Genomic DNA, 21193 nt, shown 5'->3' on the forward strand with positions numbered 1-21193 from the left:
GGGGGAGACCCCACCAGCGGCCCGGCAAAGCCGGTTCCGCGGTGCGTGGCTTGAAGAAAGAGGCCCGCCGCTGGCGGGCTCTTTTTTTATGTCGCGAGCGAACGCCCTTCTTCGGCGCTGCGGCGGCCCAGGTCCAGCAGCTCCATGAGTTGCACCGCCTGTTCCGGCGGCACCGGGTTCGGACCGGTGCCACGAATGGCGTCGCGGATGGCGGCGTAATAGCGGGTGTAGTCGCCGGCCAGGGTTGGCACGCTGCCGGGTTCGGGCTGGCCCGTGTCGCCGATCAGGGTGAGCAGGCCGTCGTCCGGGTCCACGCCCCAGCCCTCCCCGCCCGGCCGGGCGCCGGTGCGCAGCGCGTCCTCTTGCGGATCGACGCCGTACTTGACATAACTGCCACGGGTGCCGTGCACGATGTAGCGCGGCGCCGGGTCGGCGGCCAGCGTGGTGGCGTGCAGCACGGCGCGCAGCGGCGCGTGTGGGCCGCGGTCCCAGCGCAGCACGGCATGGAAATAGTCTTCGACCTGCGCGCCCTCGCGCAACGCGGCCGTGTCGAGCTGGACGCTGTCAGGCTTGCCGAACAACTGCACCGCCTGGTCCATCAGGTGCGCGCCCAGGTCCATCCACAGGCCCGCGCCAGGCACCTTCTGCTCGCGCCAGCGCGCCCGCACGTCCGGGCGGTAGCGATCGAAATGGGATTCGAAGAACACCGGCCGGCCGATCCGGCCTCCAGCCAGCACGTCGATCAAGGTCAGAAAGTCCGCGTCGAATCGGCGGTTCTGGTAGACGGAAATGAGCTTTCCCTGGGACTTTGCCAGCGCGGCCAACTCTCGCGCCTCGCCGGCGTCGAGGGTGAAGGGCTTGTCCACCACCACATGCCGGCCCGCCTCCAGGACGGCGCGGGCGACCGGAAAATGGGCGGCATTGGGCGCGGCGACCACCACCAACTGAACGTCAGGATGCGCCGCCAACAGGGCATGGACGTCCGGCTGCACGGCTGCATCGGGCCAGTCGACGCGCACCTTGTCGGGCTGGCTGCTGGCCACGGCCGCCAGCTTCAGGCCCGGCACCGCAGCCAGAACGGGCGCGTGAAAGGTCTGGCCGGCGAAGCCGTAGCCGACGAGGCCTGCAGGTATTTCCTGGGTGGACATGGTTCCCCTTTTCGGATTTCGCCCAATATGCGATAATCGAAGGCTACCAGCGAAAAGTGCAGCGCTTATTTACTCGTTTAAGTCGTGTATGTCGTTCATGGCCGATGTCGGCCGGTTCGATCAGCGCCGTGGCTCTCGCATTTGACCCCAAGGAAAGACCATGAAAGAAGGCATCCACCCCAATTACCGTGAAGTCCTGTTCGTCGACTTGTCGAACGGCTTCAAGTTCGTCACCCGTTCCTGCGCCAACACCAAGGAAATGGGCAAGACCGACGACGGCCGCGAACTGCCGCTGTACAAGCTGGATACCTCGAGCGAATCGCACCCCTTCTACACCGGCACGCAAAAGTCGGTCGACAACATGGGTGGCCGCGTCGAGAAGTTCCGCAACCGCTTCGGCAAGACTGCCGCCAAGTAAGGCGCGCAAGCAAACGAGCGCTTCTCGCGCAAGGGCAGCCCGGGTTACCGCGCTGCCCTTTTTCATTCCTGCCTTGCCGCGAACAGTAGCGAACAACAACAAAATACAGCGTTGAACCAGCCGACTCCCGCCATCGTTGCCCAGAGCGCAGTGCGCCGCCTGCCGCGGCTTGCGCTGATCCTGCTGTGCGCCGCCTACCTGATGCCTGGCCTGCTCGGGCGCGGGCCCTGGAAGAGCGAGGACATCAGCTCCTTCGGCTACATGCTGGAACTGGCGCAAACGCATGAAGGCGTTGCACGCTGGTTCGATCCGCTGCTGATGGGCCTGCGGCCGGAAACGCTGGCGCTCATCCCCTACTGGGTCGGCGCCTGGGCCATTCAGATCGCCCCCCCGTGGATCAGTCCCGACCTTGCCGTTCGGATCGTGTTCGCCCTGTTCCTCTGGGGCGCCTTCAGCGCGACCTGGTACGCGGCGTACTACCTGGCACGCACGCCTCAGGCGCAACCCGTTGCCTTTGCCTTTGGCGGCGAAGCCAACCCCAAGGACTACGCCCGCGCCATCGCCGACGGCGGCCTGATGGCGCTGATCGCCTGCCTGGGCCTGGCTCAACTGGGGCATGAAACCACTCCGGCCCTGGCCCAGATCTTCTTCGCCTCCTGCATGTTCTATGGCATGGCGGCGCTGCCCTATCGCCCCATTGCCCCCGGCGCCGCCATGGCGGTGGGCGTGGTGGGCATGGCGCTGAGCGGCGGCCCCACAGTGGCCATAATCCTCGGCGCGGGCAGCGCCCTCTATGCCGCAGTCGAATGGCGGCGCAGCACGCGCGGCGGCAAGGACGAGCAAGACTTCTATGCCGAGAACGCCGAACGCACGAGCTACGGTGCCACGGCGTTCGCCATCATTGCCGGTGCCACCGTGCTGGCCGGCGTGCTCGCCTTCTCGCTGGACCTGGTTCAGTGGCGCATCGAGTTGCCTGGCAGCCGGCCGGGCGAAACCGTTGCGGGCGACCTGCGCAGCCTGGTGCGGCTGTTGATCTGGTTTACCTGGCCCGCATGGCCGCTGGTGCTCTGGACCCTCTGGCGCTGGCGCCGCCAGCTCGCGGCGCGCCATGTGGCCGTGCCGCTGTGGTTTGTGCTGGTGCCGCTGGCGGCCACCAGCACCACCGACTTTGCGCAGCGCTCGCTGCTGCTGGCCCTGCCGCCGCTGGCCACGTTGTCCGCCTTTGCCCTTCCGACCTTCAGGCGCAGCGCCTCGGCGCTGATCGACTGGTTCACCCTGCTCTTCTTCAGCGGCTCGGCCATCATCATCTGGGTCGTCTACCTGTCCATGCAGACCGGCTTCCCGGCCAAGCCGGCAGCCAACGTGGTCAGGCTCGCGCCCGGTTTCGTGCCGCAGTACTCCACCCTGGCGCTGCTGTTTGCCATCGGCGCCACCATTGCCTGGGCCTGGCTGGTGCGCTGGCGCACCGGCCGCCACCAGGCCGCCCTCTGGAAAACACTGGTGCTGCCGGCCGGCGGCGCCGCACTGTGCTGGATGCTGGTCATGACCCTGTGGCTGCCGCCGCTGGACTACGCGCGCAGCTATGTGCCGCAGGTCAATGCGGTGAAGCAACTGGTGGACGAGCCCGAGTGCATCGCCGAGCTCGGGCTGGAGCGCGCCCACATCGCCGCCTTGCGCTACCACGGCCAGTTCACGCTGCAGCCGCTCAGCGCCGACTCCAAGTGCCGCTACGTGCTGGTAAACCCCGAAGCCATCGGCGGCCTGCACGACATCATCGACCTGCACCAATGGCGCCTGGTGCGCACGCTTCGGCGCCCCACCGCGAAAAGCGACGACTTGCTGCTCTACCAGCGCATGACACCGTGAGCGGGAGCGAGATCCGGCCCATCGTGCGGCATGCCGGCACGGTGCTGGTGGGCCAGCTTGCGGTGATGGCCTTCGGCGTGACCGACACCATCGTCGCCGGCCGTTTTGCCGAAGGCGCATTGGCGGCGCTGTCGGTGGCCTCGGCCGTCTACATCAGCGTCTTCGTTTCACTCATGGGCGCGCTGCAGGCCCTGCTGCCGGTCTGGGCCGAGCTGCACGGCGCGCGGCGGCAGGACGAGATCGGGCGCTCGGTGCGCCAGTCGCTCTATCTTTGCTTTGCCACCATCGTCGTGGGCATGGCCATCTTGCTGTGGCCGGGCGCCCTGCTGCGCTGGACCCAGGTGCCGGACAGCATGCGCGAAGAGGTCGAGCGCTATCTCGCGGTGCTGGCTTTCGCGCTGGCGCCGGCCCTGCTGTTCCGGCTTTTCAGCACCCTGAGCCAGAGCCTGGGCAAGCCCAAGGTGGTGACGGCGTTGCAGCTGGTGGCGCTGCTGGTCAAGCTGCCGCTGTCGATCTGGTTCACCTTCGGCGGCGCCGGCGTTCCGGCCATGGGGCTGGTCGGCTGCGGCTGGGCCACGCTGGTCGTCAACTGGCTGCTGCTGGCCAGCGCCATCTGGCTCTTGCGCAAGGAAGAGACGTACCGCGAATGCCGCATCTGGCAACGCATCGAGCCGCCCGACTGGCACCAGATCGGCCAGTTCGCGCGCCTGGGCATTCCGGCGGGCCTGGCGGTGCTGGTGGAGGTGACCTCCTTCACCCTGATGGCCCTGTTCATCGCGCGCCTGGGCACCGCGGCCTCGGCGGCGCACCAGATCGCCTCCAACCTCACCGCGCTGGCCTACATGGTGCCGCTGTCGCTGGCCATCGCCACCAGCGCGCGCGTGAGCTGGTGGCTGGGTGCGGGCAATCCTGCGCAGGCCCGGCACGCGGTGCGCACCGGCCTCCTGCTGGCCATGTGCTGCGCCCTGCTGCTGGCCAGCGCCATGCTTCTATTGCGCCGGCAACTGCCGGCCATCTACTCCGACAACCCGCAGGTGATCGCGATCGCCGGCATGCTGCTGCTGGCCACCGCGCTCTATCACCTGGCGGACGCCGTCCAGACCTTGTGCGTGTTCGTGCTGCGCTGCTACCGGATCACCGTTGCGCCGCTCGTCATCTACTGCACGCTGCTGTGGGGCGTGGGGCTGGGCGGCAGCTATGCGATGGCCTACCGCGGCTTCGGGCCCTGGCCGCCCATGCAATCACCGTTGGCGTTCTGGCTGATGTCGGCACTGGCCCTGGTGGTCACGGCCCTGCTTTTCGCCGCCTTGCTGCGGCGAACGGTCAGGCGCGCAGGCTGACCGCGGCGGCCGGGCGCACCCGCGCCACCGGCAGCACCAGCGCGAAGCGCGAGCCCTTGCCCACCGTGCTCTCGATGCGCAGCTCGCCGCCATGGCGCTGCGCAATGTGCTTGACGATGGCCAGGCCAAGCCCTGTGCCCCCGGTCTCGCGCGAACGGCTGCGGTCGACCCGGTAGAAGCGCTCGGTCAGCCGCGGAATGTGTTCGGCCGCCACGCCGGGGCCGGTATCGCGCACCGAGTATTCGCCGCGCCCGTCGGGCAGCAGGCGCCAGGTCACCACCACCTCGCCGCCGCCGGGCGTGTAGCGGATGGCGTTGCTCAGCAGGTTGGACATGGCGCTTTGCAGCTCCACCGACGCACCGGAGATCTCCGATTCCGCCTCCTGCAGGAAGGACAGCTTGTGCCCTTGCGTCGTGATCTGCCTGGACAGCGCCCTCGCCTCTTCCTCGCAATGCGCCAGCAGGGCCCGCACCGGCGTCCACTGGCTGGTGGGCGGCGGCGCATTGCCCTCCAGCCGTGACAGCGTCAGGAGGTCGTTGACCAGCGTCTCCATGCGATGCGACTGCTGGGCCATCAGGCGCAGGTAGCGCGAGCGCTCCTCGGCATCGAGCGGCAGGCTCTGCAGGGTTTCGACAAAACCGGCCAGCACGGTGAGGGGCGTGCGGATTTCGTGCGAAACATTGGCCACGAAGTCGCGCCGCATGGTCTCGGCCTGCTCCAGCGCGGTGATGTCACGGGTGAGCAGCATGCGCCGATTGCCGGCATAGGGATGCACCTGCATCGACAGCCGCACCGGATAGCCGCGATGCCCGGCCGGCTGCGAAGGCGCATCGATCACCACGTCGCGGCTGTAATTCCACGACGCCAGGTAGGCCACGAAGGCCGGGTCGCGCACCAGGTTGGCCAGGTGCTGCTGCAGATCGCGTTGGGGGTCGATGCCGAACTGCGTCGCCGCCGTCTGGTTGCACCATTCGATGCGGCCCTGCTCGTCGATCAGCACCACGCCGTTGGGCGATGCCTGGATCGCCGCCAGGAACTCCTGCAACCGGTCATCGGACTGGCGGATCTGCTGGTCGCGCTCGCGCAGCAGCTTGCGGATGCGCTCGGCCAGCTCGCCCCACACGCCCGCGCCGCGCGAAGGCAGCGCGGAAACGTCGCGCCGCATCACGTTGAGCAGGCGCTGCGCCTTCAGCGCATCGAGCAGCAGCCAGAACCCGGCGCCCAGCCAGGCGCCGATCCACAAGGTCGACAACCCGAAGATGGCATATGCGAGCGCACCACCCAGGACGGATGCAAGAAGAAAGGTGGCAACGCGAAAAGGCATTGCAGGGGATTATCAGCGGGCAGTTCGACCAACAGCGCGCACGCGGTGCGCGCAGCGGATCGATGTCAGACGGTGACCTGGGCGGTCAGGCGATAGCCGGCGCCGCGCACCGTCTCGATCATGGCCGAGGCCGAGCCCAGCGATTCGCGCAGGCGCTTGACGTGCACGTCGACCGTGCGCTCCTCGATGTAGACGTGGTCGCCCCACACCTTGTCAAGCAGCTGGGCACGGCTGTGCACGCGCTCGGCGTGGCGCATCAAGTAGGCCAGGAGCTTGAACTCGGTCGGCCCGACCTTCAGCGGCGCACCCTGCCAGCTGACCCGGTGCGTCGCCGCGTCGAGCACCAGCTCGCCGATCTCCACCCGCTCGGAGGTGCTCTCCGGCGCCCGGCGGCGCAGCACCGCGCGGATGCGCGCCAGCATCTCCTGCGTCGAGAAGGGCTTGGTGATGTAGTCGTCGGCACCTGCGTCCAGCCCGGCGATCTTGTCGGGCTCGTCGCCGCGCGCCGTCAGCATCAGGATCGGGATGGCCTTGGTGCGCGCATCCTTGCGCCACTGGCGTGCCAGCACCAGGCCGCTCTGGCCGGGCAGCATCCAGTCGAGCAGGATCAGGTCGGGCGCCAGGGTGTCGATCTCGCGCTGCGCCGCCTCGCCGTCCTCGGCCCAGATCGGGTCGAAGCCGTTGTGGCGCAGATTCACCGCGATCAATTCGGCGATCGAGGATTCGTCTTCAACAATCAGGACGCGTGGCTTCTTCATGGTGTGCGGTCAACCGTCAGAGTACGGCGGACTCGATTTCCTCCATCGAAGTGTGCCGGACGTCGGCACCCTTGACGATATAGATGATGAACTCGGCGATGTTCTTGGCGTGGTCGCCGATGCGCTCGATCGCCTTGGCCAGGAACAAGAGGTCCAGGCTGGCCGAGATGGTGCGCGGGTCTTCCATCATGTAGGTGACCAGCTTGCGCACGAAGCCGTCGAACTCATGGTCGATCAGGTCGTCGTCCTTCAGGATCGACACCGCGGCTGCCACGTCCAGCCGGGCGAAGGCGTCCAGCGCCTTGCGCAAGAGGCCCGAGGCCAGGTCGGCCGCCACCCGCAGCTCGTTGGAGGGCAGCGCGCGCGCGGCGCCGCTTTCGATGATCGACTTGACCATGCGCGCCATCTTGTGGGCCTCGTCGCCCACCCGCTCAAGGTTGGCGGTGGTCTTGGAAATGGCGATCAGAAGGCGCAGGTCGCGCGCCGTCGGCTGGCGCCGGGCGATGATGGAAGAGAGCTCGCGGTCGATCTCCATCTCCATGGCGTTCACCTGGTGCTCGGTCTCGATCACGCGGTCGGCCGCGACGGCATCGAACTGCGCCAGCGAATAGATCGCCTGGTGGATCTGCGACTCGACCATGCCGCCGAGCTCCATCACGCGCGAGGAGACGCCGTTGAGTTCGCTGTCGAATTGGCTGGAGAGGTGTTTTTCAGGCATTTGTCGTCCTTTGCTGGCTGCGTGCTCGTTCAACCGAAGCGGCCGGTGATGTAGTCCTCGGTCTCCTTGCGCTTGGGCTTGAAGAACATCTGCTCGGTGGCACCGAACTCGATCAGGTCGCCCAGGTACATGTAGGCCGTGTAGTCGCTGCAGCGTGCCGCCTGCTGCATGTTGTGGGTCACGATGACCACCGTGTACTCGCTCTTGAGTTCGGCGATCAGCTCTTCGATCTTGGCGGTGGAGATCGGGTCGAGTGCCGAGCAGGGTTCGTCCAGCAGCAGCACTTCGGGCTTGATGGCAATGCCGCGCGCGATGCACAGGCGCTGCTGCTGGCCGCCGGACAGGCCCGAGCCGCTTTGCTGCAGCTTGTCGCGCACTTCGGTCCACAGGGCGGCCTTCTTCAGCGCCCATTCGACGCGGTCGTCCATTTCCGACGAGCTGAGGTTCTCGAACAGCTTCACGCCGAAGGCGATGTTGTCGTAGATCGACATCGGAAAGGGCGTGGGCTTCTGGAACACCATGCCGACCTTGGCGCGGATCAGTGCCACGTCCTGCTTGGAGGTGAGCAGGTTCTCGCCGTCCAGCGCGATGGTGCCCTCGGCGCGCTGCTCCGGGTAGAGCTCGAACATCCGGTTGAAGGTGCGCAGCAGCGTCGACTTGCCGCAGCCCGACGGGCCGATGAAGGCCGTCACCTTGTGCTCGGGAATCTCGAGATTGATGTTCTTCAGCGCATGGAACTTGCCGTAGTAGAAGTTCAGGTCCTTGACCGAGATCTTCGGGCGCGACGGCGACTGCACTTGAGTGGTGGACATGATGAGATTCGACTTAGTGTTTGGAGCGCGTCAGCACGCGAGCCAGGATGTTGAGGACAAGCACGGCGACGGTGATCAGGAACACGCCGGCCCAGGCCAGCTGCTGCCAGTTCTCGTAGGGGCTCATCGCAAACTTGAAGATGGTCACCGGCAGGCTGGCCATCGGCTGCGTGACGTCGGCCGTCCAGAACTGGTTGTTGAGCGCGGTGAACAAGAGGGGCGCGGTTTCGCCCGAGATGCGCGCCACCGCCAGCAGGATGCCGGTCACCACGCCGGCGCGCGCCGCACGCAGGGTGATGCTGATGATCACCTTCCACTTGGGCGTGCCCAGCGCATAGGCCGCTTCGCGCAGGCCGGCCGGAATGAGCTGCAGCATGTTCTCGGTGGTGCGGATCACCACCGGAATCACGATCAGTGCCAGCGCCACGGCGCCGGCCACGCCGGAAAAGCTCCGGTAGCGCGCCACGATCACTGCATAGACGAACAGGCCGATCACGATCGACGGCGCCGACAAAAGGATGTCGTTGACGAAGCGCGTCACCTTCGAGAGCAGCCCCTTGGGGTTGTACTCGGCCAGGTAGATGCCGGCCATGATGCCGATCGGCGTGCCGACGAAGGTGGCCATCGTCACCATCACCAGCGAGCCGAAGATGGCGTTGAGAATGCCGCCCGCCTCGTTGGGCGGCGGCGTCATCTCGGTAAAGGTGGCGAGGGCCAGCCCGCCAATGCCCAGCCGAAGCGTCTCCCACAGGATCCAGATCAGCCAGAACACGCCGAAAGCCATGGCCGCCAGCGACAGGGTGAGCGCCACCTGGTTCATGCGCTTGCGGCTGGCAAAGCGGGTGGCGCGGGTGGCGGCCAGTTGTTGCCTGGCCAGCGTTTTTTGTGCGGTGTTCATGCCTTGGTCCCCTCGCCCTTCTGCATGCGCTGCAGCAGGATCTTGGACAGCGTCAGCACGACGAAGGTGATGAAGAAGAGCACCAGGCCCAGGTACATCAGCGCCGCCTGGTGCAGGCCGGCGCCGGCTTCGGCGAACTCGTTGGCCAGGGCCGAGGTGATGCTGTTGGCCGCCTCGAAGACCGACAGCGAGTTGAGCTGGTTCATGTTGCCGATCACGAAGGTGACGGCCATCGTCTCGCCCAGGGCACGGCCCAGGCCGAGCATGATGCCGCCGACGACGCCGGCCTTGGTGTAGGGCAGCACCACCTTCGACACCACTTCCCAGGTGGTGGAGCCCAGGCCGTAGGCCGACTCCTTGAGCAGCGCGGGCGTCACTTCGAACACGTCGCGCATCACCGAGGCGATGAAGGGGATGATCATGATGGCCAGGATGATCCCGGCCGACAGAATGCCGATGCCCACCGGCGGGCCCGACACCAGCGCACCCAGATAGGGCACGCCGTCCAGCAGCTTTTGCAGCGGCTGCTGCACGTAGGTCGACAGGATCGGGCCGAACACCAAGAGGCCCCACATGCCGTAGACGATCGAGGGCACGGCGGCCAGGAGCTCGATCGCGGTGCCCAGCGGCCGCTTGAGCCAGGCGGGCGACAGCTCGGTCAGGAACAGCGCGATGCCGAAGCTCACCGGCACGGCGATCACCAGCGCGATCGTCGAGGTGGCCAGGGTGCCGTAGATCATCACCAGGCCGCCGAAATCTTCCTGCACCGGGTCCCAGACGCTGCGCGTCAGGAAGGACAGGCCATATTTCTGGATGGCCGGCCAGGCGCCCGCCACCAGCGAGATCAGGATGCCGATCAGAAGCGCCAGGGTCAGCCAGGCAGCCAGTTGCGCGGCCAGGCCGAAGAGCCGGTCCGCCAACGGACCACTGCGAGGGGTCTTGGCGGGCGGCGGGGTGGCGCTGGAAGCACGAGCGCGCTCGGCCGTACGGTCGAGCGCACCCGCGGGGGCGGGGAAAGTGGATGACACGTCGTGCTCCCTGGCTGGCGCGCGATCAAGGGATGAACTCATGCGCGCGCCAGTCTGGTTTTACTTGTAGGAGACAGCCTTGCCGGAGCTGTCCTTGACCTCGAGCCATTCTTCCGTGACCGCGGTCTTCACCGAGTTGGGCATCGGGACGTAGTCGAGGTCGTCGGCCGTCTTGTCGCCGTTCTTGTAGGCCCAATCGAAGAACTTGAGCACGCTGGCGGCCTGTGCCGGCTTGTCCTGCGCCTTGTGCATCAGGATGAAGGTGGCGCCGGTGATGGGCCACGAATCCTTGCCGGCCTGGTTGGTCAGCACCTGGTAGAAGGTCTTGTTCCACTCGGCGCCGGCAGCGGCGGCCTTGAAGGCCGAGTCATCGGGCGAGACGAAGCTGCCCGCTGCGTTCTGCATCTGGGCGTAGGTCATCTTGTTCTGCTTGACGTAGGCGTACTCGACATAGCCGATCGAGTTGGGCAGGCGGTTCACGAAGGCGGCCACGCCCTCGTTGCCCTTGCCGCCGGCGCCGGTCGGCCAGTTGACGGCCGTGCCCTCGCCCACCTTGGACTTCCACTCGGCGTTGACCTTGGAAAGGTAGTTGGTGAACAGGAAGCTGGTGCCCGAGCCGTCGGCGCGGCGCACCGGTGCAATGGCGGCGTCAGGCAGGTTGAGCGAGCCGTTCAGTGCCTTGATGGCCGGATCGTTCCACTTGGTGATCTTGCCCAGGAAGATGTCGCCCAGCACGGCGCCGCTGAGCTTGAGCTCGCCCGGCTTGATGCCCTGGATGTTGACCACCGGAATCACGCCACCGATCACGGTGGGGAACTGCACCAGGCCCTTGGCCTTGAGTTCTTCGTCCTTCAGCGGCATGTCGGAGGCGCCGAAGTCCACCGTCTTGGCCTCGATCTGCTTCAGGCCTGCGCCCGAGCCAACCGACTGGTAGTTGATCTTGACGCCGGTGGCCTTGTTGTAGTCGGCCGCCCACTTGGAGTACAGCGGCGCCGGGAAGCTGGCGCCGGCACCGGTCACGTCCTGCGCAAAGGCGGGCATCTGGGCAAAAGCAACGGCCACCAGGCCGGTTGCAGCAAAAGCGGAGATCTTCTTCATGGAGGCTTCCTTGGAAAGAGGTAGGCGAAGTCCCGTTCAGGGGTTGAGCCGCACTCTAGAAAGCTTGTGTGACATCCATATGACATCTTCCACCAGAGGAGGATTCGGGTCTCCGTGACGTCTGGTTTCATGACGTGTCACGAACTTGTCACAAGGCGCCAGGGTCGCAAAGGCTACCATCGGAGCCCCTCTCCCGGCACATTTCTCATGCAAAACGGCACCCGCCTGGCGGCGGTCGATCTCGGCTCCAACAGCTTCCGTCTCGAAATCGGACAGGTCGACCACGGCCAGATCCACCGCACCGAATATCTCAAGGAGACGGTCCGCCAGGGCAACGGCCTGGACAGCGCCCGCAACCTGACGCCCGAAGCCATGCAGCGCGGCTGGGACGCCCTTGCCCGTTTTGGCGAGCGGTTGTCCGGTTTCAAACGCTCACAGGTGCGCGCTGTTGCAACCCAGACATTGCGTGAAGCCCGCAACCGCGACGAATTCCTGCTGCGCGCCCGCACCGTGCTGGGCTTCGGCATCGACGTGATTCCCGGGCGCGAAGAGGCCCGCCTGATCTACCAGGGCGTGGCCCACCTGCTGCCGCACAACGACCAGTCGGACCGGGAACGCCGGCTGGTGGTGGACATCGGCGGACGCTCCACCGAGATGATCCTGGGGCACGCGCTGGATGCCGAGATCATGGAGTCCTACCGGGTCGGCAGCGTGGCCTGGTCGATGAAGCATTTCCCCGACGGCCAGTTCACCACCCATGCCTTCCGCGCGGCCGAGGTCGCCGCCAAGGCCGTGCTGGACGAAGCCCTGGGCGGCTATTCGCGCGACAACTGGGATGTGGCCTATGGCGCCTCCGGCACCATCGGCGCGGTGGGCGACATGCTGGAGCTGGCCGGCGGCGCGCCAGGCCTCATCACCCGCGAGGGCCTGGACTGGCTGGTCGACCGCCTGATCAAGGCCGGCAGCGCCGACAAGATCCGCCTGGAGGGCCTGCGCGACGACCGCAAGCCGGTGATCGGCGGCGGCCTGTCGGTGCTGCGGGCGGTGTTCGAGCTGCTCGACATCCAGGAGATGCGGGTGGGGGGGGGGGGGGGGCGGCCGCGCGGGGGGGGGGGGGGGCGGGGGGGCGGGGGTGTCCCCCCCCCCCCCCCCCGGGGGCGGGGGGGGGCCCCCCCCCCCCCCCCCCACGGCGTGCTGTACGAACTGCTGGAGCGCGACGAGAGCGTGGCCGACATGCGGTCCGCCACCGTGGTGCGGCTGGCGGCCCGCTTCAACGCCGATGCGGCGCAGGCGACGCGCGTGGCGGAATGCGCCTCGCACCTGTTCGTGCAGCTGGTGCCCGGCGCGCGCGGCGCCAGCACCGCCACGCGCGACGGCCGCGCCGTGCGCAAGCTGGGCTGGGCGGCGCAGCTGCACGAGGTGGGCACGCAGATCTCGCACAGCGAATATCACAAGCACGGCGCCTACATCCTGGACAACGCAGATGCGCCGGGTTTCGACCTGGACGAGATGCACACCCTGAGCCAGCTGGTGCTGGGCCACCACGGCAAGCTGCGCAAGGTCGAGATCTCGCTGGCCGAGCCCACCTTTGCGATGCAGCTGCTGGCGCTTCGTTTGGCCGTGCTGCTGTGCCATGCCCGGCGCGACCCCGAAACCCAGGCCCTGCGCCTGGCCATGGCCGGCCCGCGCGATTTCAGCGTGAGCTGCAAGGCCGGCTGGGCCGAATCCTTCCCGCAGTCGGCGCACCTCTTGCGCGAGGAAGTGCTGGCCTGGCAGAAAGCCGGCTGGCGCGTGAAACTGAGCGGCTGCTAGGAGCCTGCGCGGCAGAGAGCGGGGCCCGCGTTGGGCCTGCAAGGGGGTGCAGGCTAGGCGCAACGCGCAGCCGGGTTGCGCACCCGGCGAGCAGTTGCAACGACGCATGCGCCCCCTTGCAGGCCCAACCCTTCGGGCCGGGGCGCTTCGCTGCGCCATCCGTTGTTGCCGGCTCGTTGTGTGGCCAGCCACACGGCCTCGCCGGCGCCTAGGCTGACGCCGCGAATCGCCCCGGCGCGGGCCCCGCTCTCTGCCGCGCAGGCTCCTAGATCAGTTCCGGCGACTGGACCGTCACCACCACGGTCTGGGTGTCGCCATCCCGCTCGCGCGTGCGGATCCACCACAGCGATCCCTTGCGTACCGGGCAGCTGTCCTGCTGCATGCCCAGCAGCAGCGCGATCGATTGGCCCAGCGAGGGCTGGTGCCCCACCAGCAGCACCACCGACTTGCCGTTGGGCCAGCCGGTTGCGGCCAGCAGTGCGTCGGGCGTGGTGTCGGGCGCCAGTTCGGGGCGCAGCTTGTACTTGCGGCCCAGCGCCAGCACGGTCTGTTCGCAGCGGCGCGCCGGACTGCAGACGATGCGCGTGCCTTCGGGCAGTTGCCGGTCGAGCCAGCTGGCCATGCGCTTGGCCTGCTTCTCGCCGCGCGGGGTCAGCGAACGCGCCATGTCATCGCAGCCTTCGGTCCAGTCATCGGCTTCGGCGTGCCGCCAGAAAATCAGATCCATAGCTTTGCCTTCAGTCTCTTGATGCAACACGGCGCAGTCCGCGCGAGGCGTAGCGCCCCATCAGCGCGGCCTGCGCGCCATGCGCCTCGATGGCGCGCGAAGCGGCTTCCTCGCCTGCGTGGGTGTCGCGCAGCACGCGCTGGTAGACGCCATCGGCGCCCAGCTCCCAGGCATCGCGCCCGTCATGCAGGTAGGCCACCAGGCATTCGTCGATCAGGCGCTGGCGCAGCACCGGATCGGTCACCGGCCAGGCCACCTCGACGCGCCGCATCATGTTGCGGTTCATCCAGTCGGCACTGGACAGGTAGAGCGACTCGTCCTCGCCCTGGCGGAAGTAGAAGACGCGCGAATGCTCCAGGAAGCGCCCGATGATCGAGCGCACCCGGATGTTGTCGGTGACGCCCGGCACCTGCGCCGGCAGGGTGCAGGCGCCGCGCACGATCAGGTCGATGCGCACGCCCTTCTGGCCAGCCCGGATCAGCGCGCCGATGATCTGCTCGTCGGTCAGCGCGTTCATCTTGGCCACGATGCGGGTCGACTCGCCGCGCGCCGCCGCCGCGCCCAGCGCATCGATCTGCGCGATCGAGTTGCGGTGCAGATCGAAGGGCGCCACCCACATGCGGTTCATCTTCGGCAGCCGCACCTGGCTGGCCATGTGCACGAACACCGCTTCCATGTCGGCGGTGAGCAGCGGATCGGCCGTCAGGTGGCTGATGTCGGTGTACAGGCGCGCCGTGCGCGGGTTGTAGTTGCCGGTGGACAGGTGCCCGTAGCGCACCAGCCGCCGGCCCTCGCGCCGGGTCACCAGCAGCATCTTGGCGTGGGTCTTGAGGCCCACCACCCCGTACACCACCTGGGCGCCGATGGATTCGAGCATCTCGGCCCAGTTGATGTTGGCCTCTTCGTCGAAGCGGGCCTTCAGCTCCACCACCACGGTGACTTCCTTGCCGCGGCGCACCGCCTCGCGCAGCAGCTCCATCAACTCGGAGTCGATGCCGGTGCGATAAATGGTCTGCTTGATGGCCAGCACCTGCGGGTCGCGCACCGCTTCGTCCAGGAAGGCCAGCACACCCTCGAAGCTTTCGAAGGGCTGGTGGATCAGCACGTCGCCGTGCTGCAGCCGCTCGAAGAAGGACTGACTGGTGGACAAGGTGATCGGATAGGACGGCTGATAGGGCGGGAACAAGAGCTTGGGCTCGTCCAGCAGATCGATCATCTGCGTCAGGCGCGCCAGGTTCACCGGCCCGTGCACCCGGTACAGCGCCTGCGGCGGCAGGTTGAACTGGGCCAGGAGAAAGTTGGACAGCGACTCGGCGCAACTGGCCGACACCTCCAGCCGCACGGCCTGGCCGTAGTGCCGGTGCTCCAGGCCCTGGCGCAAGGCGGTGCGCAGGTTCTTGACGTCTTCCTCGTCGACCGCGAGGTCGGAGTGGCGCGTCACCCGGAACTGCGAGAACTCGCCGACTTCTCGCCCCGGGAACATGCTCTGCAAATGCGCCCGCACGATGGACGACAGCGCCACGAACAGCGTCTTGCCGCCCGAGATCTTGGCCGGCAGCCGCACGATGCGCGGCACCACGCGCGGCAGCTTGACGATGGCGATCGGGTTGTCGCGCCCGAAGGCATCCACGCCGCCCAGGCGGACGATGAAGTTGAGCGACTTGTTGGCCACCTGCGGAAAGGGGTGCGCCGGATCGAGCCCGACCGGGATCAGGAGAGGCCGCACCTCGCGCTCGAAATAGTCGTGCACCCACTTGCGCTGCAGCGGATTGCGATCGCCATGCGAGATGATCTGGATGCCCTGCTCGGCAAAGGCCGGCATCAGCGCATCGTTGTAGAGCGCGTACTGGCGCGCCACCAGGTCATGCACGGCGGTGGACAGCTGATCGAAGGACTCGACGCTGTAGTTGCCCTTCTGGTCGCCGGCGCCATGCGCGATCAGGTGCGGCGCGGCGCGCACCTCGAAGAATTCGTCGAGGTTGGACGAGACGATGCACAGGTAGCGCAGGCGCTCGGCCAGCGGCACGTCGGGCCGCTGAGCCCAATTGAGCACGCGCTCGTTGAACGCGAGGATGCTGTGATCCCGGTCCAGCAGAACGGAGGAAGGCTCGGCCACTACGGCCGGCCCGATCGGGGTATCGGTGAGCATGAGCACGGATTTTGGAACCAATTGACGCTCATTGGCGCCTGTCGACTGGAACATGACAGTTTCTCGGGTCAATGTGACAGTTCCGTGACGGCTGCGTGTCGACTATGACGGTGCGCCCAGGAAGTGTCGGCGGTAGCGCAGCGGTAGGTCTTCCAGGCGCATCAGCATCGGCAGGTCCGCCGTGTTGAAGTCCGGGTCCCAGGCCGGCGCGCCCAGCACGCGGGCACCCAGGCGCAGGTAGCCGCGGATCAGGGCGGGCGGCTCCACATCCAGGCTGCTGTCCAGACGCTCCACCGGCAACGGCAGCCGCGGCTGAACCTGGTAGCGGACCGACGCCATGTGCGTCGCCGACAGCTGGCGCCAGATGCTGGCGGCGGCGTTGCCGCTCACCACGCCCTGGTGCCGCATCGGAATGCTGGCGCAGCCGATCATGGTGTCCAACCGGTTGCGATGCATGAAGCCGGCCAGCGCCCCCCACAGTGCCAGGATGACGCCCCCGTGGCGGTGCTGCGCATGCACGCAGCTGCGGCCCAGCTCGACCATGCGCTCGCGCAGGTCGCGTAGCCGGGTCAGGTCGAACTCGGTGTCGCTGTAGGTGCTGCCGACCCGGCGCGCCTGGGCCGGCGTCAGCACCCGATAGGTGCCGATGACTTCATTCGTGGCCTCGTCGCGCACCAGCAGGTGCTCGCAGAAGTCGTCGAACAGGTCGACGTCGTGGCCGGCGATGGGGGTGGCCAGGCGCGCGCCCATCTCGCCCGCAAAGACGGCATGGCGCAGGCGCTGGGCTTCGCGCACCTCGTCCTGGTGGCGCGCCCAGCTCACCTGGATGCCGCAGGCGTCGGCAGCCGGCGGCACGAGTTCCGGCGGCAGGGTGATGGCGTCGGCGGCGTCCAGCAGGGCGCTGGAAGGAGAAGCGGCAACCGTGGCGGCACGGCGGCGCTGGCCGCGCAGGGCCAGGTTCGACAGGGGCATTGTCGGGGTGGGCAGGTCTCTCATATGCGGCGCGAGTCTCCGGCCGGGGCATGAAGACCGCATGTCAATGGCGTGGCACTTGCATGACGTGCGTGCCCTTTTGTGTGCCCTTGTGCTTGGGCGTTTAATGCGCTCTTTTCCCCTTGTTCGGAAGTTCCAGCTGGAGAGCCCATGGCCGCAGAACCGATCGACGTCGAACAACGTCGCCATCAGATGTTTCCCGTGCTTTCGCCCAAGGAAGTGGATCGCATCCGCCGCTTCGGCGGCGTGCGCCGCTATGCGCGCGGCGAGTGCCTGTTCACCGCCGGCGAGCCGGGTCCGGGCATGTTCGTGCTTCTGTCCGGCCACGTGTCGGTGACCCAGCGCGATGGCCTGGGCCATGTGGTGCCGATCGTTCGCCAGGGCCCCGGCGAGTTTCTGGCGGAAGTCGGCCAGCTCTCGGGCCGCCCTGCCCTGGTCGACGGCCATGCCGATGAAGACGTGGAGGTGCTGCTGATCCCGCCGGACCAGCTGCGCGCCATGATCATTGCCGAGGCCGACCTGGGCGAGCGCGTGGTGCGCGCGCTGATCCTGCGCCGTGTCGCGCTGATCGAGGCCGGCGCCAGCGGGCCGGTTCTGATCGGCCCGCCGGGCCATGCCGACATCCTGCGCCTGCAGTCCTTTTTGGGCCGCAACGGCTACCCCTATCACCTGGTCGATGCCGCCAACGATGCCGATGCCGCCGCCTTGCTGGAACAGTACGGCGCCTGCCAGGTGCTGGCCGTGTGCCCCAACGGCTCGGTGCTGATCAACCCGGCCGAGGACGCACTGGCGCGTTGCCTGGGCATGGTCGACAGCGGCGAGCGCGAAGACCTGTTCGACGTGCTGGTGGTGGGCGCCGGGCCGGCCGGACTCTCCACCGCGGTCTATGCCGCCTCCGAGGGCCTGCGCGTCATCGTGCTGGACTGCCGGCATTTCGGCGGCCAGGCTGGCGCCAGCGCACGGATCGAGAACTACCTGGGCTTTCCCACCGGCATCTCCGGCGGCGCGCTGGCCGGCCGCGCCTATGTGCAGGCGCAAAAATTCGGCGCCGAAATGCTGATCCCGGCCCAGGTGATGGCGCTGGACTGCAATGCGGCGGCCGAAGGCGGCCCGCTGGTGGTGAGCCTGGCCGATGGCCGCAAGCTGCGATCGCGCAGCGTGGTGATCGCCAGCGGCGCGCGCTACCGGCGGCCCAACGTGCCACGGCTGGCCGATTTCGAGGGCCGCGGCGTGTGGTACTGGGCCTCGGCGCTGGAAGCCAAGGTCTGCGCGCAGCAGGAAGTGGCGCTGGTCGGCGGCGGCAACTCCGCCGGCCAGGCGGCGGTGTTCCTGTCGCAGCACGCGGCCAAGGTCAACGTGCTGGTGCGCGGCCCCTCGCTGGCAGCCAGCATGTCGCGCTACCTGATCGACCGGCTGGAAGCCACGCCCAACATCGAGCTGCACCCGCATACCGAACTGGTGCGCCTGCATGGCGAGCCGGGCAGCGGGCTGACCGGCGCCACCTGGTTCAACCGGCAGCTGGCGGCCGAGCACGACTGCGCGGCGCGCAACATCTTCCTGTTCGTCGGCGCCGAGCCCGAAACCCAATGGCTGGAGGGCTGCGGCGTCGCGGTAGATGCGCATGGCTTCGTGCTGACCGGCACGGCGGCCGGCGCCACACCCGGCCATGCGCCCTCCACGCTGGAAACCAGCATCCCCGGCGTCTTTGCGGTGGGCGACGTCCGTTCGGGTTCGGTCAAGCGCGTGGGCGGCGCCATCGGCGAAGGCGCGGCGGCGGTGGCGTCCATCCACCAGCGGCTGTCCAGGACGCAAGCCATAGCCTGAACGGATTTTGCCTGCCGCGCGCAGGTTTTAGGGCGCGTGGCTATGCTGCGCCCTCTTCCCCTACCACCGACGACGGAAAGCGAGCATGTCCAACACGACCATCGACGTCTTCTCCTGGCCGACCCCCAACGGGCACAAGGTTCACATCATGCTGGAGGAGTGCGGCCTGCCTTATCGCGCGCACCCCATCAACATCGGCAAGGGCGACCAGTTCGCGCCGGAGTTCCTGGCCATCAGCCCCAACAACAAGATCCCGGCCATCACCGACCCCAACGGGCCGGACGGCCAACCGATCTCGCTGTTCGAATCGGGCGCCATCCTGGTCTACCTGGCCGGCAAGACCGGCCAGTTCATGCCCCAGGGCGACCGCGAGCGCTACGACGTGCTGCAGTGGCTCATGTTCCAGATGGGCGGCGTCGGCCCCATGCTGGGCCAGGCGCATCACTTTCGCCTTTACGCGCCGGAGAAGCTGCCCTATGCCATCGAGCGCTACACCAACGAAGCCAAGCGCCTCTATGGCGTGATCGACAAGCAGCTGGCCAAGAACCGCTTCATCGCCGGCAAGAGCTATTCGATTGCCGACATCGCCATCTTCCCCTGGCTGCGCAGCTGGCAGAACCAGGGCATCGTGCTGGACGACTACCCGCACCTGAAGAAGTGGTTCGAAGGCATTGCCGAACGCCCTGCCGTGCAGCGCGGCGTGAAGGTGCTGGCCGACCTGCGCCAACCGCTCACCGACGACAAGGCACGCGATATTCTGTTCGGCAAGACGCAATACCAGCGGCACTGACCGGGGCGCGTCCGCGGACACTGTAGAATGCCGGGTTTCGTCGGGGCGTAGCGCAGCCTGGTAGCGCATCTGCTTTGGGAGCAGAGGGTCGCGAGTTCGAATCCCGCCGCCCCGACCAGGAAATATCGAACAAGGACAGTGGTTTAGGCCGCTGTCCTTTTTTCGTTTCTGGGGCGACCACATTGCAAGGACGCGCGCGCCTCATGAACTGACTTGCCGACAGCCCAAGTCAACACCGCAAACCACCTTCTGCGTCGTACCCGCCCAATTGGACAGCCTCGGGCTCGACAAACGCGTCTGCAAACGCGCCGGCGGCCCGTGCGGCATCGCGCACCAGTCGCTCCACGATCCGCCCGGCTGGCACGATCTCGTCGGCAAACGCACCGCCCGGCCCGAACGAGACGATGCCCCCGTCCACGTCGCCTTCGACATAGACCCGCTGACGTGTGCGCGACGACAGGATGAGATCGCCGAACTCCACATGGCTGCGTGCCCCTTCCGATTCGAGCCGAATCACCTCGCGTGCCGCATCGTTGTGAAGCACGCGCCACGTATCGCCGATCGAGCCCAGGATTGCCACGGATCCCTCTGGCCCGGTCTCCACGATGCGCTTCTTCAAGGCCTCGTGGGCACGGACCTCGCGCGCCACCAGGAAGCGGCTGCCCATCACCACGCCGTCGGCGCCCAGCGCCAGGGCTGCGGCAATCTGGCGTCCGCTGCCAATGCCGCCGCCCAGCACCAGCGGCAGCCGGATCTGCTCCAGCGCGAAGGCGCCGTTGACGAAGGCGGACAGCGGATTGGCACCCGGGTGGCCGCCCTCCTCGCAACCGACCAGAGCGATGGCGTCGACACCCAGCCGCGCCGCGCTCTGAGCATGGCGCACGCTCGGGCACTTGTGCATCAGCAGGGCGCCGCCATGGTGGATGGCATCGACATAGGGCTCAGGGGAGTCGCCGGCACTCTCGAAGTGACGGACGCCTTCTTCCAGCGCGATCTCGATGCAGGCCGGCACCTGCTTGTTGGTGCCCGGCCGGCGCGACAGCGTCAGATTGACGCCGAACGCCTTGTTGTCCGTCAGCGCACGGCACCGCCGCAGGTCGGCACGGAAGTCATCCAGTGCATCGAAGGACCGAGCGGTGATGAAACCCATCGCGCCTGCATTGACCACCGCCGCGACGATGTCCGACTGGCCCAGGTGATGCATGCCCCCGAGCAGGATCGGGTGGCGGATGCCGAACAGTTCGGTGATGCGGGTGCGAAAGACCGCCATGGGCTCAGAAGGCTTCGACGGGCAGCGCCGTGACGCTGGCAGCGCCCTCGACGATGCTGTCGGCCATGGCCGGCACGCCGTTCAGGATGTGCGCGGCATAGAAGCGCGCGGTCGCGATCTTGGCCTTCATGAATGGCACGTCCGTGCCCTTGGCGGCCAGCTCCTGCGCCACCAGCAGCGAGCGCGCCAGCTGCCAGCCCGCCACCAGTTTGCCGGCCGC

Annotated in this window: 19 protein-coding genes and 1 tRNA gene; 7 read left to right on the forward strand and 13 right to left on the reverse strand. The window is 67.5% G+C overall.

Going from position 1 to position 21193, the window contains the following annotated elements; all coding sequences use genetic code 11:
* Positions 1-86: 86 nt before the first annotated feature.
* Positions 87-1148, reverse strand: coding sequence for an oxidoreductase (locus ACIPRI_RS26070; protein ID WP_446624416.1), 1062 nt, complete (start codon positions 1146-1148; stop codon positions 87-89).
* A gap of 160 nt (positions 1149-1308) precedes the next feature.
* On the opposite strand from ACIPRI_RS26070, the gene ACIPRI_RS26075 reads away from it, so the two are divergent.
* The 3 genes from ACIPRI_RS26075 to ACIPRI_RS26085 all read left to right on the forward strand — a co-directional run bounded on the left by ACIPRI_RS26075 (position 1309) and on the right by ACIPRI_RS26085 (position 4772).
* Positions 1309-1566 (forward strand): type B 50S ribosomal protein L31, encoded by a 258-nt coding sequence (locus ACIPRI_RS26075; protein ID WP_446624417.1) that lies wholly within the window; start codon positions 1309-1311, stop codon positions 1564-1566.
* Positions 1567-1677: 111 nt separating this feature from the next.
* A complete protein-coding gene (locus tag ACIPRI_RS26080) occupies positions 1678-3432 on the forward strand; it encodes a hypothetical protein (protein WP_446624418.1) in 1755 nt (584 codons plus the stop codon).
* Complete coding sequence (locus ACIPRI_RS26085) at positions 3429-4772, forward strand: MATE family efflux transporter (protein WP_446624419.1); 1344 nt, start codon at positions 3429-3431, stop codon at positions 4770-4772. Before ACIPRI_RS26080 ends, ACIPRI_RS26085 begins: the two co-directional genes overlap by 4 nt.
* Here ACIPRI_RS26085 and phoR read toward each other — a convergent pair.
* The 7 genes from phoR to pstS all read right to left on the reverse strand — a co-directional run bounded on the left by phoR (position 4756) and on the right by pstS (position 11408).
* Positions 4756-6096 (reverse strand): phosphate regulon sensor histidine kinase PhoR, encoded by a 1341-nt coding sequence (phoR, locus tag ACIPRI_RS26090; protein ID WP_446624420.1) that lies wholly within the window; start codon positions 6094-6096, stop codon positions 4756-4758. The genes ACIPRI_RS26085 and phoR overlap by 17 nt on opposite strands.
* A 65-nt stretch (positions 6097-6161) precedes the next feature.
* The gene (gene phoB, locus ACIPRI_RS26095; protein WP_446624421.1) at positions 6162-6854 is read right to left on the reverse strand and encodes a phosphate regulon transcriptional regulator PhoB; all 693 of its coding nucleotides are present in this window, start codon (positions 6852-6854) and stop codon (positions 6162-6164) included.
* Between the two features lie 16 nt (positions 6855-6870).
* Positions 6871-7572: a phosphate signaling complex protein PhoU gene (phoU, locus tag ACIPRI_RS26100; protein ID WP_446624422.1), complete on the reverse strand. Its 702-nt coding sequence runs from the start codon at positions 7570-7572 to the stop codon at positions 6871-6873.
* A gap of 29 nt (positions 7573-7601) precedes the next feature.
* On the reverse strand, positions 7602-8384 hold the full coding sequence (gene pstB / locus ACIPRI_RS26105) for a phosphate ABC transporter ATP-binding protein PstB (RefSeq protein WP_446624423.1): 783 nt from the start codon (positions 8382-8384) through the stop codon (positions 7602-7604).
* 13 nt (positions 8385-8397) lie between these two features.
* Complete coding sequence (gene pstA, locus ACIPRI_RS26110; protein WP_446624424.1) at positions 8398-9282, reverse strand: phosphate ABC transporter permease PstA; 885 nt, start codon at positions 9280-9282, stop codon at positions 8398-8400.
* Complete coding sequence (pstC, locus tag ACIPRI_RS26115) at positions 9279-10352, reverse strand: phosphate ABC transporter permease subunit PstC (RefSeq protein WP_446624425.1); 1074 nt, start codon at positions 10350-10352, stop codon at positions 9279-9281. The genes pstA and pstC overlap by 4 nt, the downstream gene beginning before the upstream one ends.
* 18 nt (positions 10353-10370) lie before the next feature.
* On the reverse strand, positions 10371-11408 hold the full coding sequence (pstS, locus tag ACIPRI_RS26120) for a phosphate ABC transporter substrate-binding protein PstS (RefSeq protein WP_446624426.1): 1038 nt from the start codon (positions 11406-11408) through the stop codon (positions 10371-10373).
* A 207-nt stretch (positions 11409-11615) separates the two neighbouring features.
* Between pstS and ACIPRI_RS26125 the strand changes: the two genes are divergently transcribed.
* Complete coding sequence (locus ACIPRI_RS26125; protein ID WP_446624427.1) at positions 11616-13220, forward strand: Ppx/GppA phosphatase family protein; 1605 nt, start codon at positions 11616-11618, stop codon at positions 13218-13220.
* A 265-nt stretch (positions 13221-13485) separates the two neighbouring features.
* Here the strand turns inward: ACIPRI_RS26125 and ACIPRI_RS26130 are convergent, their stop codons facing one another.
* The 3 genes from ACIPRI_RS26130 to ACIPRI_RS26140 form a co-directional block, all read right to left on the reverse strand.
* Entirely contained in the window at positions 13486-13947 is a 462-nt protein-coding gene (locus ACIPRI_RS26130) for a SixA phosphatase family protein (protein WP_446624428.1), read from the reverse strand.
* 10 nt (positions 13948-13957) lie between these two features.
* Positions 13958-16096 carry a polyphosphate kinase 1 gene (ppk1, locus tag ACIPRI_RS26135; RefSeq protein WP_446624429.1) on the reverse strand — a complete coding sequence of 713 codons (2139 nt, stop codon included), beginning with the start codon at positions 16094-16096 and terminating at the stop codon, positions 13958-13960.
* Positions 16097-16198: 102 nt separating this feature from the next.
* Positions 16199-17068, reverse strand: a complete 870-nt coding sequence (locus ACIPRI_RS26140; protein ID WP_446624430.1) for a GNAT family N-acetyltransferase — start codon at positions 17066-17068, stop codon at positions 16199-16201.
* Between the two features lie 171 nt (positions 17069-17239).
* Between ACIPRI_RS26140 and ACIPRI_RS26145 the strand changes: the two genes are divergently transcribed.
* The 3 genes from ACIPRI_RS26145 (at position 17240) to ACIPRI_RS26155 (ending at position 19821) form a co-directional block, all read left to right on the forward strand.
* A complete protein-coding gene (locus ACIPRI_RS26145; protein ID WP_446624431.1) occupies positions 17240-18913 on the forward strand; it encodes an FAD-dependent oxidoreductase in 1674 nt (557 codons plus the stop codon).
* 85 nt (positions 18914-18998) lie between these two features.
* Positions 18999-19703 carry a glutathione binding-like protein gene (locus ACIPRI_RS26150; RefSeq protein WP_446624432.1) on the forward strand — a complete coding sequence of 235 codons (705 nt, stop codon included), beginning with the start codon at positions 18999-19001 and terminating at the stop codon, positions 19701-19703.
* Between the two features lie 41 nt (positions 19704-19744).
* A tRNA-Pro gene (locus ACIPRI_RS26155) sits at positions 19745-19821 on the forward strand.
* 111 nt (positions 19822-19932) lie between these two features.
* On the opposite strand, the gene ACIPRI_RS26160 is transcribed toward ACIPRI_RS26155, so the two are convergent.
* Together ACIPRI_RS26160 and ACIPRI_RS26165 are read right to left on the reverse strand one after the other, a co-directional pair.
* The gene (locus tag ACIPRI_RS26160) at positions 19933-20973 is read right to left on the reverse strand and encodes an NAD(P)H-dependent flavin oxidoreductase (protein WP_446624433.1); all 1041 of its coding nucleotides are present in this window, start codon (positions 20971-20973) and stop codon (positions 19933-19935) included.
* Between the two features lie 4 nt (positions 20974-20977).
* On the reverse strand, positions 20978-21193 hold a 216-nt coding region (locus ACIPRI_RS26165; RefSeq protein WP_446624434.1), incomplete at its 5' end, for an acyl-CoA dehydrogenase C-terminal domain-containing protein.

The sequence above is a fragment of the Variovorax sp. LARHSF232 genome (assembly GCF_052871435.1).

What these genes read in the sequence shown, in the direction of transcription:
- ACIPRI_RS26070 (WP_446624416.1), bottom strand. Translation starts at nt 1,148, where the DNA reads ATGTCCACCCAGGAAATACCTGCAGGCCTCGTCGGCTACGGCTTCGCC.
- ACIPRI_RS26075 (WP_446624417.1), top strand. Translation starts at nt 1,309, where the DNA reads ATGAAAGAAGGCATCCACCCCAATTACCGTGAAGTCCTGTTCGTCGAC.
- phoR (WP_446624420.1), bottom strand. Translation starts at nt 6,096, where the DNA reads ATGCCTTTTCGCGTTGCCACCTTTCTTCTTGCATCCGTCCTGGGTGGT.
- phoB (WP_446624421.1), bottom strand. Translation starts at nt 6,854, where the DNA reads ATGAAGAAGCCACGCGTCCTGATTGTTGAAGACGAATCCTCGATCGCC.
- phoU (WP_446624422.1), bottom strand. Translation starts at nt 7,572, where the DNA reads ATGCCTGAAAAACACCTCTCCAGCCAATTCGACAGCGAACTCAACGGC.
- pstB (WP_446624423.1), bottom strand. Translation starts at nt 8,384, where the DNA reads ATGTCCACCACTCAAGTGCAGTCGCCGTCGCGCCCGAAGATCTCGGTC.
- pstA (WP_446624424.1), bottom strand. Translation starts at nt 9,282, where the DNA reads ATGAACACCGCACAAAAAACGCTGGCCAGGCAACAACTGGCCGCCACC.
- pstC (WP_446624425.1), bottom strand. Translation starts at nt 10,352, where the DNA reads ATGAGTTCATCCCTTGATCGCGCGCCAGCCAGGGAGCACGACGTGTCA.
- pstS (WP_446624426.1), bottom strand. Translation starts at nt 11,408, where the DNA reads ATGAAGAAGATCTCCGCTTTTGCTGCAACCGGCCTGGTGGCCGTTGCT.
- ACIPRI_RS26125 (WP_446624427.1), top strand. Translation starts at nt 11,616, where the DNA reads ATGCAAAACGGCACCCGCCTGGCGGCGGTCGATCTCGGCTCCAACAGC.
- ACIPRI_RS26130 (WP_446624428.1), bottom strand. Translation starts at nt 13,947, where the DNA reads ATGGATCTGATTTTCTGGCGGCACGCCGAAGCCGATGACTGGACCGAA.
- ppk1 (WP_446624429.1), bottom strand. Translation starts at nt 16,096, where the DNA reads ATGCTCACCGATACCCCGATCGGGCCGGCCGTAGTGGCCGAGCCTTCC.
- ACIPRI_RS26140 (WP_446624430.1), bottom strand. Translation starts at nt 17,068, where the DNA reads ATGCCCCTGTCGAACCTGGCCCTGCGCGGCCAGCGCCGCCGTGCCGCC.
- ACIPRI_RS26145 (WP_446624431.1), top strand. Translation starts at nt 17,240, where the DNA reads ATGGCCGCAGAACCGATCGACGTCGAACAACGTCGCCATCAGATGTTT.
- ACIPRI_RS26150 (WP_446624432.1), top strand. Translation starts at nt 18,999, where the DNA reads ATGTCCAACACGACCATCGACGTCTTCTCCTGGCCGACCCCCAACGGG.
- ACIPRI_RS26160 (WP_446624433.1), bottom strand. Translation starts at nt 20,973, where the DNA reads ATGGCGGTCTTTCGCACCCGCATCACCGAACTGTTCGGCATCCGCCAC.